Raw genomic sequence first — 15,935 nt, 5'->3', positions numbered from 1 at the left:
CCGGCGTGGCCGCCCCGTGCCGGTCACCGGAGCCACCTCGGGGCTGGGCGCCGCCACCGCCGCCGGCCTGCTCCGGCTGGGGGCGACGGTGCACCTGGTCGTGCGCGACCCCGACAAGGCGGCCGGGGTCAGGAAGGAGCTCGTCGCGGAGGTGCCCGGTGGCACGGTGGACATCCACCGCTGTGACGTGGCCGACCTCGACGACGTACGCCGGTTCGCGGCGGACTTCACCGCCCGGGTCCCGCGCCTGGACGTGCTCGTCCACAACGCCGGGGCGCTCCCGCCCACCCGATCCGAGTCGCCCCAGGGCCACGAGCTGACCATGGCCCTGCACGTGCTGGGGCCGGTGCTGATGACCGAGCTGCTGCTGCCGAGCCTGAGCGGTCACGAGGCGAGGGTGGTGCTGGTGACCTCCGGCGGGATGTACGCCCAGCGGCTGCGTGAGGACGACCCGGAGTACCACGACGGCACCTACTCGGGCACCACGGCGTACGCCCGGTCGAAGCGGGCCCAGGTGGAGCTGCTGCCCGTGCTGCAGGAGCGGTGGGGCGCCGCGGGCGTGCGCGTCTACGCGACCCATCCCGGCTGGGCGGCGACCCCGGGCGTGGTGGAGTCCCTCCCCACCTTCCACACCCTCACCCGCCCGATCCTGCGCGACGCCGCCTCGGGCGCCGACACCACGGTCTGGCTCGCGGCCGAGGAGCCCCCTCCGTCCGGCGGCGGCCTCTGGCACGACCGGCGGCCGCGGCCGACCCACTTCCGCCGGGGCACGCGTACCGGACCCCAGGCCACGGCACGGATGTGGCAGTGGGTCTCCGAGCAGACGGGGCTCCCTGCGTGAGCGGGGTCGGCCGTCAGCTCCGTCGCACGGTGCCGGCCGTGCTCACCACCGCGGTGGTGGGCGGGCTCGGGACCCGCCCACGCTCGGCGTGGTACCTGTCGCTCCGCAAGCCGCCCTGGCAGCCCCCACCCGCGGCCTTCGGCCCCGCGTGGACGACCCTGTACGCCCTGATCGCCGCCAGCACCGCCCAGGCCCTGGCCGAGGCCGGCCCCGAGGAGCGGCGCCGGATCGAGCGCGCGGCCTGGCTCAACCTGGGGCTCAACGCGGCGTGGTCGTGGCTGTTCTTCACGGCCCGTCGCCCCGACCTGGCACTGGCGGGGATCCTGGCCCTGGACCTGTCGAACGCCGATCTCGCCCGCAGGGTCGGGCGGGTCGACGCCAGGGCGGGGGCGGCACTGACGCCGTACCTCGCCTGGACCTGGTTCGCCACGGCGCTGAACGCCGACATACTCCGGCGCAACCGCGCCGGCCTCCGCTGACCCAGGCCGGCCCAGCCGGGGCCGGATCGACCGGTCAGCGCACGCTGACCTTCTCGTCCTGGCCGGCGGGCTCCACCGCCCGCCGAGCGGCCTCGCGACGCCGGACGGAGACCAGGCTGCCGACCGTGGTCACCACGAGGATCCCCACGATCACCAGCAGCGAGGTCGTGGTCGGGATCTCCGGGACCCCGGGCCAGGTCAGGTGCGCCCAGTGCAGCCCCAGCTTGGCCCCGATGAACGCCAGGATCGCGGCCAGGCCGAAGCCCAGGTAGACGAGCTTGTCCAGGGCACCCTGGAGCACGAAGTAGAGCGAGCGCAGTCCCAGCAGCGCGAACGCGTTGGTGGCGAAGACCAGGAACGGGTCGCCGGTGATGCCGTAGACCGCCGGCACCGAGTCGACCGCGAAGACGATGTCGGTGGCGAGCACGGCGAAGACGACGACCGCGAACGGGGTGAGCGCGCGGCGCCCCCCCACCCGCGAGAGCATCCGAGGGCCCTCGTAGTCCTCGGTCACCGGGAAGAACCGTCGCAGCAGCCGTACGCTGCCCATCCGGTCCACGTCGACCTCGTGGTTGGCCCCCGTGACCGCGTCGCGCAGGATCTTGACCGCGGTCGCCACCAGGACCAGCCCGAACAGCAGGAACACCCAGTCGAAGGCCTGGAGGGCGGCTGCCCCGAGGGCGATGAACACCCCGCGGAGCACCAGGGCCCCGATGATGCCGTAGAGCAGGACTCGTTGCTGGAGCACGGCCGGGACCGCGAACGCACTGAGGATGAGCATGAACACGAACAGGTTGTCGACGCTCAGGGACTTCTCCACGACGTAGCCGGAGTAGTACTCCAGCCCCCGGTCCCCGCCGTACGCCGCCCAGACGTAGCCGCCGAAGAGGAGTGGCAGGGCGACGTAGAAGGCCGACCAGGCCACTGCCTCCCGCATGGTCACCTCGTGAGGGCGACGGGTGATCAGGAAGTCCAGGACGAGCAGCGCGACGACCGCGCCGATCAGCAGCGCCCAGAGCGTGGGGGTGCCGATGCTGGACTGCCCGGTGGTCGCGGTCGCCGCGAGCGGCGCCAAGGAGAGAGACACGGAGGTTCCTCAGGTCGAACGGCCTGAGGTCTCCTTCACCCTGCCGCTCCGCCGAGTGGCGGCGCACACAGGGCCCCCGCCCGAGGCGCCGGTGGCGGCACCGAAATGACCGGGACGGGACGACGGAAGTACTCCCCTCGCGCACGAGTGTAGCGGCCGGGCCGGGCTCGACCCAAGCCGTCGCCGTCCCACCCGTCTGCCGCGGGGCTGTTGTCGCCAGAGGGCCTGGTTGGGAGGTCCTGAGCGACCACAACCCCGCGGCAGTGGGGAAGAAACGACACGCAGCCAAATGCCGGGGATCCCCCGTCACGCGGGATAGGAAGGGGTGGGCCCCGCAAAGTATGAGTTTGCGGGGCCCGAGGCCGTCACAGCAGGCCGGCGTACCGGTCGATCTCGGTGAGCAGGGCGGTCCGGGTCGCCCGGTCGGCGAAGGACGCCGTCACCGCGGCGCGGGCCAGGTCGGCCACGCCCCGCTCGTCGAGCTCCAGCAGGTCGGCGGCCAGCGAGTACTCGCGGTTGAGCGTGGTGCCGAACATCGGCGGGTCGTCGGAGTTCACGGTCACCGGCACCCCCGCCGCCACGAAGGCGCGCACCGGGTGCTCGGCGAGCGTGGCCACCGCCCGGGTCGCCAGGTTGGAGGACAGGCAGACCTCCAACGGGACCTGCTCCCGCGCCAGGTGCGCCAGCAGGGCCGGGTCCTGCGCGGCCGTCGTGCCGTGCCCGATCCGCTCCGCTCCCAGGAGCCGCAGCGCGTCCCACACCGTCTGCGGCCCCGTGGTCTCTCCCGCGTGGGGCACGCTGCGCAGCCCGGCCGCGCGGGCGGTGTCGAAGTGGGCCTGGAACTGCGGGCGTGGCACGCCGATCTCGGGCCCGCCGAGTCCGAAGCCGACCAGGGCATCGACGCGGTGGTCGAGGACGAAGCCGAGGGTGGCCTCGGCCGCAGGCAGCCCGAACTCCCCCGGGATGTCGTAGATCCACCGCAGGACCAGCCCGAAGTCGCGCTCGGCGGCCACCCGCGCGGCCTCGATCGCCTCGGTGTACGCCTCGATCGGCATCCCGCGTCCGGGGTCGTGCGGCATCACGGAGGTGTACGGCGTGCAGGTCAGCTCGGCGTACCGAATCTGCTGGCCCTGGGCCATCTCCCGGGCCACCTCGTAGGTGAGCAGCCGCACGTCCTCGGGCGTGCGCACCAGGTCGACGACCGCGAGGTAGACCTCGATGAAGTGGGCGAAGTCGCGGAACTCGAAGAAGGCCGCCAGGTCCTCCGGGTCGTCCGGCACGCTGCCGGGGTGCCGCCCGGCGAGCATGGCGACGATCTCCGGTGAGGCCGACCCCACCTGGTGCACGTGCAGCTCGGCCTTGGGCAGCCGGGCGATGAAGGCCTCGAGGCCGGCGGTCACGGTCAGCCGATCGCGTCCAGGACGATCTGGGCCGACTCGTCCAGGCTGCTCGCCTCCACGAGCTTCCCGTTGAGGTAGATCGTCGGGGTCGCCCGGATCTCGGAGGCGTCCTTGGTCGCGTCGTTCACCCAGTCCTTGAACTCCAGGTCCTCGATCGCGGGCCGGACCTCGGACTCGGTGGCCCCGGCCGCCACCGCCTTCTGCACCAGCCAGTCGTCGTCGGGGAACGGACCGGACTCCGAGGGCTGCTCGGCGAAGAGCGCGTTGTGCATCACCATCGCGGCCTCCTCGCCCTGCTGCTCCCACACCGCCCGGAAGGCGTTGGTGGCGCGCAGCGAGTACTCCTCGAAGTCAGGGTTCTGCAGGAAGTAGAACGGCCGGTACTCCACCTGCACCTTGCCGGCGGCGGCGGCGGCCGTGAACTTCTCGTGGGTGATCTTCTCGAAGTAGCCGCAGGCCGGGCAGAGGAAGTCCTCGTACACGACGACCTTGGTCGGCGCGTCGTCCGGGCCGAGGGCCAGGCCGAACTCGCTGTCGGCGACCGTGCTGCTGCTGGTCTTGTCGGCGTTGCCCATCACGACGATGCCGATCACCACGACGATCGCGAGCAGCGCCATGATGGCGCCGACGATCCCCAGCTGGCGCATCCGCTCCTTGCGCTGCTGCTCCTTCATCAAGGCAGCGGTGCGCTCGGCGCGCGACTCAGCGGACTTCTTCGGCATCGGGGATCCTTTCGAGGGTGCGGGGGAAGAGCAGGTTGTCGAGGGCGTACCTGGTCCTGGGCCACAGGAACAGCCACCCGGCCATCAGGAAGAAGCCGACGTCTCGCGCGATCTCCCAGGGGTACTTCGACGAGGCGCCCGGCTGGGGACCGCCGCTGCCGAAGCAGCCGCAGTCGATCTCCATGCCCCGGGCCCACACCGAGGCGATGCCGATCACGAAGACCACCATCAGCCCGGCCGCGAACACGGCGGTCACCCGGGTGATCAGGCCGAGGAGCAGGCACAGCGCGACCAGCAGCTCGACGACCGGCAGCGAGTAGCCCACCAGCTTGACCAGCGGCTCGGGCAGCAGGTCGTAGGCCCGCACCGACACGACGCTGGCGTAGGGGTCGGTCAGCTTGGCCAGGCTCGCCCACAGGATGAAGCCGCCGAGGACGAGGCGGATGACCAGACCGATCCACGGCGTGGAGGGGTGGGCGGCCCGGGCGTCGACCCAGCGTCGGGTCCGACGGGTACGGTCACTCACGAGGAGACAGCCTAGGTGACGAGGCGAACCGGGCCCGCGGCAGACCGTTCCTGGGGCCCTCGCGGCGCGGCCCCGGCTGCGTCGCGGCAAGCCTGGGTAGGGTGGGTTCCTGTGAGCGAACGCCTGGTCTGGATCGACTGCGAGATGACGGGCCTGGACCTGCGGGCCGACGCGCTGATCGAGGTCGCCGCGCTGGTCACCGACTTCGACCTCACAGTGATCGGCGAGGGGATCGACCTCGTGGTCAAGCCCCCGGAGTCCGCGCTGGCGCAGATGACCGACTTCGTGCGGACGATGCACGAGTCGTCGGGACTGCTGGAGGAGCTGACGCACGGGATCACGCTCGCCGAGGCGGAGCAGCAGGTGCTCGACTACATCCGGGAGCACTGTGCGGACGGCAGCCGGCCACCGCTGGCCGGCAACACCGTCGCCACCGACCGGGCGTTCCTGGCCCGCGACATGCCGACCCTGGAGGCGTTCTTGCACTACCGGATCGTGGACGTGTCCTCGATCAAGGAGCTGGCCCGCCGGTGGTACCCCCGGGCCTGGTTCCAGGCGCCGACGAAGAAGGGCAACCACCGGGCGCTCGCCGACATCCGCGAGAGCATCGAGGAGCTGCGGTACTACCGCGAGGCGGTGTTCGTGCCCCCTCCGGGACCCGACTCCGACACCGCGCGGGCGATCGCAGCGCGGCACGGTGGCGCGCTTGCCTCCTCCACCGTGCTGCCCGACGCCCCCGATGGTGAGAAGCGGGCCTGAAGGGCGTTACACTTCTCCCGGTCCCGACGCCCAGGCACTGCCGGGCGTCGTCCCATGGTGGGTGTAGCTCAGCTGGTAGAGCACCTGGTTGTGGTCCAGGTGGTCGCGGGTTCGAGTCCCGTCACTCACCCCAGCCAGGCGCGGACGGCCGGGCTCACCGGGTGTGGGTCCGGCCGTCGGCGCCTCAGACCGGGATGTGGCCGAAGCGGCCCCTCTGGTAGTCCTCGTAGGCGGTGAGGACCTCGTCCTTGGTGTTCATCACGAACGGGCCGGCCCAGGCGATGGGCTCCCGGATCGGCCGCCCGCCGACGATGATCACGTCGAGCGTGACCGCGCGGCCGTCCTGGACCGGGTCGGCGGCGTACGTGAGGTAGTCACCGGGCCCGAACAGCGTGGCCTGGCCGGTCCGCACCGGCCGGTCGTCGGCGCCGACGGTCCCCGAGCCGTTCAGGACGTAGCCGAGGGCGTTGTACTCCACCTCCCACGGGAGCTCCAGCCGCGCGCCGGGCTCCACGGTGGCGTGCACCAGTGCCATCGGCGTGTGGGTGGACCCCGGTCCCTGGTGGCCGTCGACGCTCCCGGCGATGACCCGCACGAGTGCGCCGGCGTCGTACGTCGTCGCGAGCGCCACCGTGCCCGAGCGCAGGTCCTGGTAGCGCGGGGCCTCCAGCTTGGCGTCCCGCGGCAGGTTGACCCAGAGCTGGATGCCGTGGAACAGGCCGCCCTTCTGGACCAGCCACTCCGGCGGGGCCTCGATGTGCAGGATGCCCGCGCCGGCCGTCATCCACTGGGTGTCGCCGTTGGTGATGGTCCCGCCGCCGCCGTGGGAGTCCTGGTGGTCGAACGTCCCGTCGATGATGTAGGTGACCGTCTCGAAGCCGCGGTGCGGGTGCCACGGGGTGCCCTTGGGCTCGCCCGGCGCGTAGTTCACCTCGCCCATCTGGTCCATCATGATGAACGGGTCGAGGTGGCTGAGGTCGATGCCGGCGAAGGCCCGGCGCACCGGGAACCCCTCCCCCTCGTAGCCCGACGGCGCGTTCGTCACCTGCCACACGGGGCGCGGCTGGTCGCCGAGCCCCGGCCGGGCCAGACGCGGCAGGACGGTCAGGTCTTCGACGGTGACGGCGGGCATCAGGCACTCCTCGGGACGACTGATCCGCACAACGATAGTTGAATCCTCATATATTCCGGGAGGGGCCGAACTCCGCGCCTCGCTGTGGCCGCTCCGCTAGGTTGGCCGCGTGGGATCAGCGAAGCAGCGCTACGACGTGGTCGTGGTCGGTGGCGGGCACAACGGCCTCACCGCGGCGGCGTACCTCGCCCGCGCGGGACTGTCGGTGCTGGTCCTCGAGCGTCTGCCGGAGGTGGGGGGCGCGGCCGTCTCGGCGCAGCCGTTCCCCGGCCGGCCGGCCCGGCTGTCGCGCTACGCCTACCTCGTCTCGCTGCTGCCCGACCAGATCGTCACCGACCTCGACCTGGACCTTCAGCTGGCCTCGCGCAGCACCGCCTCCTACACCCCTCTGGTCCGGGACGGCCGGCACACCGGGCTGCTGGTCGAGCGGCCGGAGGGCGCAGCTACCCGCGCGTCCTTCCGGGTCCTCACCGGCAGCACCGAGGAGTACGACGCCTGGCGCGCCTTCTACGACGACGTCGGGTCGCTGGTCCGGGCGGTGGCCCCGACGCTGCTGTCCCCGCTGCCCGTCGAGCGGGACATCCGCTCCCAGGTGGAGTCCCGGGTGTGGGACGACCTGGTCGCGACGCCTCTCGGGCGGACCCTGGAGGCCCGCTTCCGCGACGACGGCATCCGTGGCGTGGTCGCCACGGACGCGTTGATCGGCACGTTCACCTCCCTGCACGACCCGTCCCTGGTGCAGAACCGCACCTTCCTCCACCACGCCATGGGCAACGGCACCGGCGAGTGGCGGGTGCCGGTCGGGGGGATGGGGGCGGTCACCGCAGCACTGGCGCGGGCGGCCGTGGCCGCGGGCACGGAGATCCTGACCTCGGCCGGGGTGAGCGCGTTGCGGTCCGACGAGGACGGCGCCGAGGTGACCTGGCGGGACGCCACCGGCGTCCACACCGTGGGCTGCCGCATCGTGCTCAGCAACGTCGCCCCCTGGGTGCTGGAGATCCTGCTCGGCTCACCCGACGAGCCCGAGAACAAGCCGCAGGGCGCCCAGCTCAAGATCAACCTGCTGCTGGACCGCCTACCCCGACTGCGGTCGGGGATCAACCCCCAGGTCGCCTTCGCGGGAACGTTCCACGTCGCCCAGGGCTACGCCCAGCTCGAGGAGGCGTACGCCGAGGCCGACGCCGGGAGACTCCCGGCGGTGCTGCCGGGCGAGCTCTACTGCCACTCCCTCACCGACCCCTCGATCCTCGGCGAGCTCGCCGACCGGGGGGCGCACACGCTGACCTACTTCGGGCTCTTCACCCCGCCCTCGCTGTTCGAGGAGTCCCGGGAGGAGGCCAAGGCCGAGGCGGTCCGCCGCGCCCTGGAGGCCATCGACGAGCACCTGGTCGACGAGATCGCCTCGTGCGTCGCGACCGACGCGCACGGCAACCCGTGCATCGAGGCCCGGATCCCCCAGGAGGTCGAGGCCGAGCTGGCCATGCCCGGCGGCCACATCTACCACGGCGACGTGGAGTGGCCGTGGGCCTCCAACCGCGCCCGGCTGGACACCCCCGCCCAGCAGTGGGGGGTGCAGACCGACCAGCCGTCGGTGCTGGTCTGCGGCTCCGGCGCGCGTCGCGGCGGCGGGGTCTCGGGCCTCAGCGGCCACCACGCCGCCCAGGCGGTCCTCGCCTCCCGCTGACCCGGCACAAATTGCGCGCGACCTGTCACAAATTGCGCGCCATTTGTGACGGGTCGACGCGGGATCTGGGCTGAGCCCACGGGCGATCTTCGCGCTACTCCGGGACCGCCCCGCAGGTAGCGACCGTAGACGGCCGTGGGCTCCGGTCGTACGCTCGGCCGAAGGAGCACCGATGGCCGAGACGGGTCCCACCCTCATCAACTCCGTGGTGCGAGCGCTGTCGCTGCTGGACGCGGTCGGATCACAGCCCGCCGCCGTGCCGGCCAAGAAGTTGGCCCGGCTGGTCGGGCTGCCCCTGGGCACCACCTACCACCTGCTGCGGACACTGGTCCACGAGGGCTTCCTGGACCGCGTGGACGGCGGCTACGTGCTCGGCGACCGGGTGAGCACGCTGGTCCAGCGCCGCTCCGGCACCGATGCCGGCGGACGCAGCCACCGGGTCCTCCGCTCGCTGCACGACGAGGTGGGCGCTGCGGCGTACCTCTCGGTCCTCGACGGCAACTGTATCCGCCTCGTCGACGTCGCCGACAGCACCGCCCACCCCCGCACCGACATGTGGGTGGGCTTCGAGGACGCCGCCCACGCCACCGCGCTGGGGAAGGCGGTGCTGGCCGCGCTACCCGGGGACACCCGGCGGGACTACCTTGCCAGCCATCCCCTCGTCGACCTGACCCCCAGCACCACCACGAGCCGCAGACGGCTCCTGGACGAGATCGCCCAGAGCCCGTCACTCACCTTCGACGGCGAGGAGTACGCCGTCGGCGTGACCTGCCTGGCCGTTCCCGTGCAGGCGCGCACCCTCACCGGCGCGGTGGCCGTCTCCGTGCCTGCCGAGCAGCGCTCCCGCCTGCCCGAGGCGGCGGGGGCGCTCCGCCGCGCGGCGCGACTCATCGCCCTCTCCGCCGACGCGTGACGCTGTGAGCGGTGTCACCATCTGAAAACCCCACCTGGCCCGACCCGGCGCGGCGCTGAACGCTGGAGAGGCACGGGGACGCAACCAGCGAAGGGAGCCCTCCATGACCACTGACGTCTCTCCCACCGCGGCCGGGCTTGCCGCGGACACCCGACGAGCGCTCTACCAGACCATGGTGCTCTGCCGGACCTACGAAGAAGCGATCCTCAGGGAGTACCACGCCGACAAGGGCCCCGGGTTCGACATCGGCAAGGGGCTCGTGCCCGGCGAGATGCACCTCTCGGCGGGCCAGGAGCCGGTGGCGGCCGGGGTGTGCGCCCACCTGACGACCGACGACGCCGTGACGGCCACCCACCGGCCGCACCACTTCGCCATCGCCCACGGCATGGACCTGGACGCGATGACCGCCGAGATCTTCGGCCGGGTCGACGGGCTCGGGCGCGGCCGCGGCGGGCACATGCACCTGTTCGACCCCGCGACCCACTTCTCCTGCTCCGGCATCATCGCCGAGGGCTACCCGCCGGCACTCGGGGCGGCCTTCGCGTTCAAGCGCCGCGGCACCGACCGGATCGCCGTCGCGGTGACCGGCGAGGGCGCGGCGAACCAGGGCGCGTTCCACGAGTCGCTGAACCTGGCGGCGCTGTGGCGGCTCCCGGTGCTCTTCGTCGTGGAGGACAACGACTGGGCGATCTCGGTGCCGCGGGCCGGCTCCACGGCCATCCCGTCCAACGCCGACCGTGCGGCGGCGTACGGCATGCCCGGCGAGCGCGTGGAGGACAACGACGTCGACGCGGTGTACGCCGCGGCCGGCCGAGCGGTCGAGCGGGCGAGGTCCGGGGGCGGCCCGAGCCTGCTGGAGGTGCACACCGTACGACTGTGGGGCCACTTCGAGGGCGACGCCCAGGGGTACCGGCCCGAGCTCGCCGAGGTGCCGTCGCACGACCCGCTGCCCCGCTACGAGGCGGCGCTGCGCGAGGCAGGCGTCCTCGACGACGGCGTCGTCGAGAGCATCAAGGCCGACGCGTCCCGGCGCGTCGAGGCCGCCGTGGCGTTCGCCACGTCGAGTCCGGAACCGGACCCGGCCACCGTCCGCGACCACGTCTTCGCGTGAGGAGCCCGAGATGACCATGACCGAGAGCCCCGCCCAGACCCGGCGGCTGAACACCTCCAAGGCGATGGTGGAGGCCATCGCGCAGGAGATGCGCGCGAACCCCGAGGTGTTCTACCTCGGGGAGGACGTCGGCAAGTACGGCGGCATCTTCTCCTCCACGACCGGGCTCCTCGACGAGTTCGGCCCCGAGCGGATCATCGACACGCCCATCTCCGAGACCGCGTTCATCGGGCTGGCCGTGGGCGCCGCCACCGAGGGCATGCGGCCGATCGCCGAGCTGATGTTCGTCGACTTCATGGGCGTGTGCCTGGACCAGATCTACAACCACATGGCCAAGATCGGCTTCGAGTCCGGCGGGAACGTCAAGGTCCCGATGGTGCTCACCGCCGCCGTGGGCGGCGGCTACTCCGACGCCGCGCAGCACTCCCAGTGCCTGTGGGGGATGTTCGCCCACCTGCCCGGGATGAAGGTCGTCGTCCCCTCCACCCCGGCCGACGCGAAGGGCCTGATGACCTCGGCGATCCGCGACGACTCCCCCGTCGTCTACATGTTCCACAAGGGCGTGATGGGGCTGCCGTGGATGGTGAAGAACCCGCGGTCGATCGACGTGGTCCCCGAGGGCGAGTACGTCGTGCCCATCGGGAAGGCGGCCATCGCTCGGGAGGGCGCCGACGTGTCCGTGGTGACGATCTCGCTGTCGGTCCACCACGCGCTCGACGTCGCCGAGAAGCTCGCCGAGGAGGGGATCAGCGTCGAGGTGCTCGACCTCCGGTCGCTGGTCCCGCTCGACCGTGAGGCCGTCCTCACCTCGGTGGCCAAGACCGGGCGGCTGGTCGTGGTCGACGAGGACTACCACTCCTTCGGCATGTCCGGCGAGGTGGTGGCCTCGGTCGCCGACGTCGACCCGGGCCTGCTGCGAGTGCCGGCCCAGCGGGTCGCCGTCCCCGACGTACCGATCCCCTACGCCCGGTCGCTGGAGTACGCCGCGCTCCCCCGGCAGGACCGGATCGAGGCGGCCGTCCGGAAGGCTCTCGGATGACCGACGTCCTCTTCCCGGCGATGAGCCAGGAGAACCCGTCGGCCACCGGCGTGCTGGCCACCTGGTTCGCCCGCGAGGGCGAGCAGGTGGCCGCAGGCCAGGTGGTGGCCGAGGTGCAGATGGACAAAGTGGACGCGGAGGTGGTCGCCCCTACCTCGGGCACCCTGCACGTCCAGGTCGAGGAGGGGGTGGAGGTCACCCAGGGCAGCGTGATCGCCACGATCTCCTGAGCCCGAGCGCTCCCCAGCGGATTTCGCCGCCCGGGTGGGCGCTGGTAGCCTTGACCCCGCTTCACCACGCGCCATTAGCTCAATTGGCAGAGCAGCTGACTCTTAATCAGCGGGTTCGGGGTTCGAGTCCCTGATGGCGTACCAAAGTCCGACTCGCTGAGTGGCCTTCCGGGCCCGCCAACATCACCTCACCCATCACTGCCGCTGGTGCCGTGCTCACCGCACGAGGGAAGATGAAGGTATGAGGCTCCGGCACTCGCTGGTGACCTTCACGCTGGCTCTCTGCGGTGTCGCGGTGGCGGTCGTTCCCGTCGCCGCAGACGGCGTTGCCGCGGACGAGCTGACACCCACGGTGGTCACGATGGTCGGCGCCGCGGCGTACGCCGACGAGGCCACCACCCTGGAGATCGATCTGGCGACTCTCCTCGGGACTCCGGTCGCCGGCGCACCCCTCATCGTGCAGCGGCGGACCGACAGGTGGCGGCGCGTCGCGAGCGTGGAGACCGACGACGTAGGTCACGCAGACCTCGAGGTGACTCTCTCCCGGAGCGCCTCCGAGAACACCTTCCGTGCCAGGTTCACCGGCGACGAGACGTACTCCTCGTCGGGGTCCGGACCGGTGACCGTGCCACTGGTACGCCGCGAGAGCACGCTCCGCCTGAGCGGTCCCGGCACCGTCGTCGACGAGACCTCGGTGCCGATCCAGGTCCGGTGGCTGGCCGCCAACGGTGCGCCTGTCGCCGGTCGGGTGACGCTGGACCGCCGGATCGCCGGTGGTGAGTGGGAGGAGGTGCGCGAGACCACCACGGACGAGGACGGACGCGCCACCGTGACCGTGCACCCCAGGACGGACACCCGCTGGCGCGCCCGGGGGCATCCGCAGGACTGGGTCGCGGGTGCTCGCAGCGCCGTGCACGTGATCGACAACCTTCCTCCAGGCATCCCGGTCGTGCTCCCGGCCAGGGCGCCGGTGAGCACCCCGCTCCCGGACCAGCCGCATGCCGTGGGGGAAGGCGCCAACCCGGTCATCTTCAGGATCCCGGACGCGGTCTGGCTCCAGATGAAGGGCCGCAGCTGGCACCAGGGCTGCCCCGTACCGCGCGCCCGGCTGCGCCTGCTGAGGATCAACTACTGGGACTTCCTCGGCTACCGCCGCCGCGGGGAGCTGGTGGCGCACCGGGACTCCATCCAGGTCATGGCTGACGCCCTGTCGGACCTGTACGACCGGCTGCTGCCCCTGCGCGCCACGTACCGGGTCGACCGGTTCGGCTGGTCGGACGTGCTGCACGGGGCCGACAACTACGCCTCGATGTCCGCCGACAACTCCTCGGCGTTCAACTGTCGCTCGGTGGTGGGCAAGCCCGGGTCCCTCTCACCGCACGCGTGGGGACGGTCGATCGACCTCAACCCGTGGGAGAACCCCTACCAGTCGCAGGAGGGGACGGTTCCCAACAGCTGGTGGCTGTCCCACTCCCACCCCCGAGTGGCGTGGCGGTCGACGGCCCACGAGGTGGTGGGGGTGATGGCCGCCCACGGGCTGCAGTGGACCTACGGCACCAAGGACTCCCAGCATTTCGACGTCGTCCCCTGAGTCGATCCCCCGGGCGAGTCCGGAGCAGACCGTTCGGGCCAGAGAATCACGTTGGAGGCCCGCCGCGATCCCCTACAGGGAAGGCCCCGCCGAGCCGGGCACGTGCCGCACCGGCACCGTGGCCGCCTTGGCCAGCCGGCCCGGCAGGTCGATACGGAGCCAGCGCGACAGCCTCGTCGGCAGCGTGCAGACGACCACCTCGTCGAACGCCGACTCGGAGAGGAGCTCGCGGACCCGCCCCACCGGGTCGTGGTCGACCACCTCCCCCTGCACGCTCGCGCCCAGGCTCCGGAGCCGTTCCAGCTCGTGCTCGAGACGGGCAGCCGCGAGGGCGTGCGCGATCTGCTCCGGGCTGGGGATGTACCGGTCGATGGGCGGGTAGTCCCACTGCTGCTCGCCCTCGATCGCCGTGATGGGGGCGACCAGCACGAGCTCGGCGGAGCCCCCCTCCAGGTACGGCGCCAGCGCCCCCTCCAGCTCGGGGCAGCCGAGCGTCTGGTTGGCCACGACCATGATCCGCGTCATACCCCCATCATGCGCCCAGCCGTCCGACGCGGGAAGGTCGGCGACCAGCCTTGCCAGCGCGGCGGGATCGGGGGTACGAAGGTTGCATCACACACGTTCCACGGGGGAGGTCCGATGCGTCGTCGTACGACAGTCCTGCTTGCCGCATTCGTCCTGGCGCTGGTCGCGCCACTCGCGCCGGCACGCGCCATCACCAACGGGCAGCCGGACGGTGGCGCCCACCCGTACGTCGGCCAGCTGCTCTTCTACCAGCCGGGCGAGTCCGACCCGAGGTTCACCGACCCGGGCAGCTGGTTCAACTGCACTGGCACCCTGGTCGACCCGACCCACGTTGTCACTGCGGGCCACTGCACGTTCGGCACCGGCAGGAACGGCCAGGAGACCGCCGACGGCTCCGGCGGCAACGACGTGTGGATCAGCTTCGCGGAGGTGCCCGACTACTCGATCCTGCCGCCGAGCTCGACGTTCGTGCCCAGCAACGCGGCCCGGTACGCCGCCTGGTCGGCCGCTCTGGACGCCAGCACCGAGTGGGTCCGGGCGACGGCGTACCCGCACCCCGACTACGACGAGAACGCGTTCTACCTGCACGACGCCGGGGTGCTCGTGCTCTCCGAGCCGGTGGTCATGGGCACCTACGGGACCCTGCCCAGCCAAGGGCTGATCGACCGGCTCTACAAGGCTGACAAGAACGCCACCTACACCGCGGTCGGCTACGGGCTGGAGAAGTCGATGCCGCAGGGCGTCGAGGGCGGCGACACCCGGCGGGTGGCGACGGTGAAGATCAACAGCCTCAACGGTGTCTACGGCTCCGGCAAGGGCACGGCGGTCGGCTACTCCAGCAACAAGGGCAAGCCGCACACCGGTGGCACCTGCTTCGGGGACTCCGGCGGCCCGACGTTCCCGAAGGGGAGCACCACGGTCATCACCGTCACCTCCTTCGGCATCGACCAGAACTGCAAGGCCGGCGGGGGCGGGTACCGCCTCGACCAGCCCGACGACCTGGCGTTCCTGGCGGGCTTCGGGCTCACGCCGTAACGCTCGTCCCCCACCCGACCCGTCACACATGGCAGTCGTCATGGGTGACGGGTCGGCGTGGTCGACGTCTGGGTCCTCTGGTCCACGTCAGCAGACGGGCCGCGGGTAGTCCAGCGCGACGTTCCAGCGGGCCCGGACCAGGTAGCACGGGTGGCCGGTCGCGCCGTCCGGAGCCGTGCTCGTGGGGATGAACAACGGCACCTGGTGACGGGTGATCGGTTCGGGCCTGGCCTGGCTGGTGACGGGGATGAGGACGATCGCGGACAGCGCGCCCGAGACGACGACGGCGGCAGCGGCCGGGCGCCACCACCAGAAACGGGAGTCGGACTCGAAGGTGTGAGTGGTCATCAGGGTTCTGCTTCCTGCTCGGTCGGGGCCGGTGTCCCCGGGGTGCTCCAGGTCTGCCACCGGTGGGTATCGACATGGGTGCGCTCGGGTATCGGCTCGGTATCGAGGGCATTGACCCCGACCGCCGGGCAGGGGCGACGCTGGGACGATGCGGATCGCGGTGCTGGGCCCGCTCAGCGGCGACGGCGGCGAGCTCCCGAGCCGCCTGGCTGCAGCTGAGCACACCGCGGAAGATCGCAGTCACCTGGTGGCTGTTGCGAAATCGCCGGGTGGGGTGCGTGACTGGGGCGGGTCGTCACGAAATCATCGGGTATGGCTCGTGGGTATCGCCCGGTGGTGCGTGATCAGGAGTTCTTGTTGCCGCCGAATATGGCCGAGTGGCTGCCGCCGGATCATCTGGCGTGGTTTGTGATGGAGGTGGTCGACCAGCTCGACACGAGCGCGTTCCACGCCTCGCGTGTCAATGGCCAGCTCGCGGTCTCCGCTGGTGGCCATTTGAAAGTCCCCGCCCCT

At 71.7% G+C, this 15,935-nt stretch carries 17 protein-coding genes and 2 tRNA genes; 12 read left to right on the top strand and 7 right to left on the bottom strand.

What is annotated here, in order from left to right; translation table 11 throughout:
- Together PLP61_RS07415 and PLP61_RS07410 are read left to right on the top strand one after the other, a co-directional pair.
- Positions 1–841: SDR family NAD(P)-dependent oxidoreductase (locus tag PLP61_RS07415; protein ID WP_324501844.1), on the top strand; the 841-nt coding region annotated here is incomplete at its 5' end.
- Entirely contained in the window at positions 838–1,320 is a 483-nt protein-coding gene (locus PLP61_RS07410) for a TspO/MBR family protein (protein ID WP_324501843.1), read from the top strand. The genes PLP61_RS07415 and PLP61_RS07410, both read left to right, overlap by 4 nt.
- Before the next feature lie 34 nt (positions 1,321–1,354).
- Here the strand turns inward: PLP61_RS07410 and PLP61_RS07405 are convergent, their stop codons facing one another.
- The 4 genes from PLP61_RS07405 to PLP61_RS07390 form a co-directional block, all read right to left on the bottom strand.
- Complete coding sequence (locus PLP61_RS07405) at positions 1,355–2,407, bottom strand: TerC family protein (RefSeq protein ID WP_324501841.1); 1,053 nt, start codon at positions 2,405–2,407, stop codon at positions 1,355–1,357.
- A gap of 365 nt (positions 2,408–2,772) precedes the next feature.
- Positions 2,773–3,807, bottom strand: a complete 1,035-nt coding sequence (locus tag PLP61_RS07400; RefSeq protein ID WP_324501840.1) for an adenosine deaminase — start codon at positions 3,805–3,807, stop codon at positions 2,773–2,775.
- 2 nt (positions 3,808–3,809) lie between these two features.
- Positions 3,810–4,529 (bottom strand): DsbA family protein, encoded by a 720-nt coding sequence (locus PLP61_RS07395; RefSeq protein WP_324501838.1) that lies wholly within the window; start codon positions 4,527–4,529, stop codon positions 3,810–3,812.
- Positions 4,510–5,055 (bottom strand): MauE/DoxX family redox-associated membrane protein, encoded by a 546-nt coding sequence (locus tag PLP61_RS07390; RefSeq protein ID WP_324501836.1) that lies wholly within the window; start codon positions 5,053–5,055, stop codon positions 4,510–4,512. Before PLP61_RS07390 ends, PLP61_RS07395 begins: the two co-directional genes overlap by 20 nt.
- 111 nt (positions 5,056–5,166) lie before the next feature.
- On the opposite strand from PLP61_RS07390, the gene orn reads away from it, so the two are divergent.
- Together orn and PLP61_RS07380 are read left to right on the top strand one after the other, a co-directional pair.
- Positions 5,167–5,814 carry an oligoribonuclease gene (orn, locus tag PLP61_RS07385; protein WP_324501834.1) on the top strand — a complete coding sequence of 216 codons (648 nt, stop codon included), beginning with the start codon at positions 5,167–5,169 and terminating at the stop codon, positions 5,812–5,814.
- Positions 5,815–5,871: 57 nt separating this feature from the next.
- A tRNA-His gene (locus tag PLP61_RS07380) sits at positions 5,872–5,947 on the top strand.
- Between the two features lie 51 nt (positions 5,948–5,998).
- Here PLP61_RS07380 and PLP61_RS07375 read toward each other — a convergent pair.
- Complete coding sequence (locus tag PLP61_RS07375; RefSeq protein ID WP_324501832.1) at positions 5,999–6,946, bottom strand: pirin family protein; 948 nt, start codon at positions 6,944–6,946, stop codon at positions 5,999–6,001.
- A 109-nt stretch (positions 6,947–7,055) separates the two neighbouring features.
- On the opposite strand from PLP61_RS07375, the gene PLP61_RS07370 reads away from it, so the two are divergent.
- The 7 genes from PLP61_RS07370 (at position 7,056) to PLP61_RS07340 (ending at position 13,514) form a co-directional block, all read left to right on the top strand.
- A complete protein-coding gene (locus PLP61_RS07370) occupies positions 7,056–8,630 on the top strand; it encodes a phytoene desaturase family protein (protein ID WP_324501830.1) in 1,575 nt (524 codons plus the stop codon).
- Between the two features lie 172 nt (positions 8,631–8,802).
- Complete coding sequence (locus PLP61_RS07365) at positions 8,803–9,543, top strand: IclR family transcriptional regulator (RefSeq protein WP_324501829.1); 741 nt, start codon at positions 8,803–8,805, stop codon at positions 9,541–9,543.
- Positions 9,544–9,646: 103 nt separating this feature from the next.
- Entirely contained in the window at positions 9,647–10,654 is a 1,008-nt protein-coding gene (locus PLP61_RS07360) for a thiamine pyrophosphate-dependent dehydrogenase E1 component subunit alpha (protein ID WP_324501827.1), read from the top strand.
- A 10-nt stretch (positions 10,655–10,664) separates the two neighbouring features.
- Positions 10,665–11,693, top strand: a complete 1,029-nt coding sequence (locus PLP61_RS07355) for an alpha-ketoacid dehydrogenase subunit beta (protein ID WP_324501826.1) — start codon at positions 10,665–10,667, stop codon at positions 11,691–11,693.
- Positions 11,690–11,923 carry a lipoyl domain-containing protein gene (locus PLP61_RS07350; RefSeq protein ID WP_324501824.1) on the top strand — a complete coding sequence of 78 codons (234 nt, stop codon included), beginning with the start codon at positions 11,690–11,692 and terminating at the stop codon, positions 11,921–11,923. Before PLP61_RS07355 ends, PLP61_RS07350 begins: the two co-directional genes overlap by 4 nt.
- A 68-nt stretch (positions 11,924–11,991) precedes the next feature.
- Positions 11,992–12,067: transfer RNA gene (locus PLP61_RS07345), tRNA-Lys, on the top strand.
- Between the two features lie 97 nt (positions 12,068–12,164).
- Positions 12,165–13,514 carry a M15 family metallopeptidase gene (locus PLP61_RS07340; protein WP_324501822.1) on the top strand — a complete coding sequence of 450 codons (1,350 nt, stop codon included), beginning with the start codon at positions 12,165–12,167 and terminating at the stop codon, positions 13,512–13,514.
- 72 nt (positions 13,515–13,586) lie between these two features.
- Here the strand turns inward: PLP61_RS07340 and PLP61_RS07335 are convergent, their stop codons facing one another.
- Entirely contained in the window at positions 13,587–14,039 is a 453-nt protein-coding gene (locus PLP61_RS07335; protein WP_324501820.1) for a hypothetical protein, read from the bottom strand.
- A 114-nt stretch (positions 14,040–14,153) separates the two neighbouring features.
- Between PLP61_RS07335 and PLP61_RS07330 the strand changes: the two genes are divergently transcribed.
- Complete coding sequence (locus PLP61_RS07330) at positions 14,154–15,074, top strand: trypsin-like serine protease (protein ID WP_324501818.1); 921 nt, start codon at positions 14,154–14,156, stop codon at positions 15,072–15,074.
- 87 nt (positions 15,075–15,161) lie between these two features.
- Here PLP61_RS07330 and PLP61_RS07325 read toward each other — a convergent pair whose 3' ends face one another.
- The gene (locus PLP61_RS07325; protein WP_324501816.1) at positions 15,162–15,422 is read right to left on the bottom strand and encodes a hypothetical protein; all 261 of its coding nucleotides are present in this window, start codon (positions 15,420–15,422) and stop codon (positions 15,162–15,164) included.
- Between the last annotated feature and the right edge of the window lie 513 nt (positions 15,423–15,935).

The organism is Nocardioides sp. (assembly GCF_035429765.1).
In the GTDB taxonomy this organism is placed as follows: Bacteria; Actinomycetota; Actinomycetes; order Propionibacteriales; family Nocardioidaceae; genus Nocardioides.
This window is presented reverse-complemented; position numbering and strand designations above follow the sequence as displayed.

Coding starts and splice junctions, on each gene's coding strand:
- PLP61_RS07340 (WP_324501822.1), top strand. CDS start 12,165: ATGAGGCTCCGGCACTCGCTGGTGACCTTCACGCTGGCTCTCTGCGGT.
- PLP61_RS07330 (WP_324501818.1), top strand. CDS start 14,154: ATGCGTCGTCGTACGACAGTCCTGCTTGCCGCATTCGTCCTGGCGCTG.
- PLP61_RS07335 (WP_324501820.1), bottom strand. CDS start 14,039: ATGACGCGGATCATGGTCGTGGCCAACCAGACGCTCGGCTGCCCCGAG.
- PLP61_RS07360 (WP_324501827.1), top strand. CDS start 9,647: ATGACCACTGACGTCTCTCCCACCGCGGCCGGGCTTGCCGCGGACACC.
- PLP61_RS07395 (WP_324501838.1), bottom strand. CDS start 4,529: ATGCCGAAGAAGTCCGCTGAGTCGCGCGCCGAGCGCACCGCTGCCTTG.
- PLP61_RS07355 (WP_324501826.1), top strand. CDS start 10,665: ATGACCATGACCGAGAGCCCCGCCCAGACCCGGCGGCTGAACACCTCC.
- PLP61_RS07325 (WP_324501816.1), bottom strand. CDS start 15,422: ATGACCACTCACACCTTCGAGTCCGACTCCCGTTTCTGGTGGTGGCGC.
- PLP61_RS07365 (WP_324501829.1), top strand. CDS start 8,803: ATGGCCGAGACGGGTCCCACCCTCATCAACTCCGTGGTGCGAGCGCTG.
- PLP61_RS07350 (WP_324501824.1), top strand. CDS start 11,690: ATGACCGACGTCCTCTTCCCGGCGATGAGCCAGGAGAACCCGTCGGCC.
- PLP61_RS07375 (WP_324501832.1), bottom strand. CDS start 6,946: ATGCCCGCCGTCACCGTCGAAGACCTGACCGTCCTGCCGCGTCTGGCC.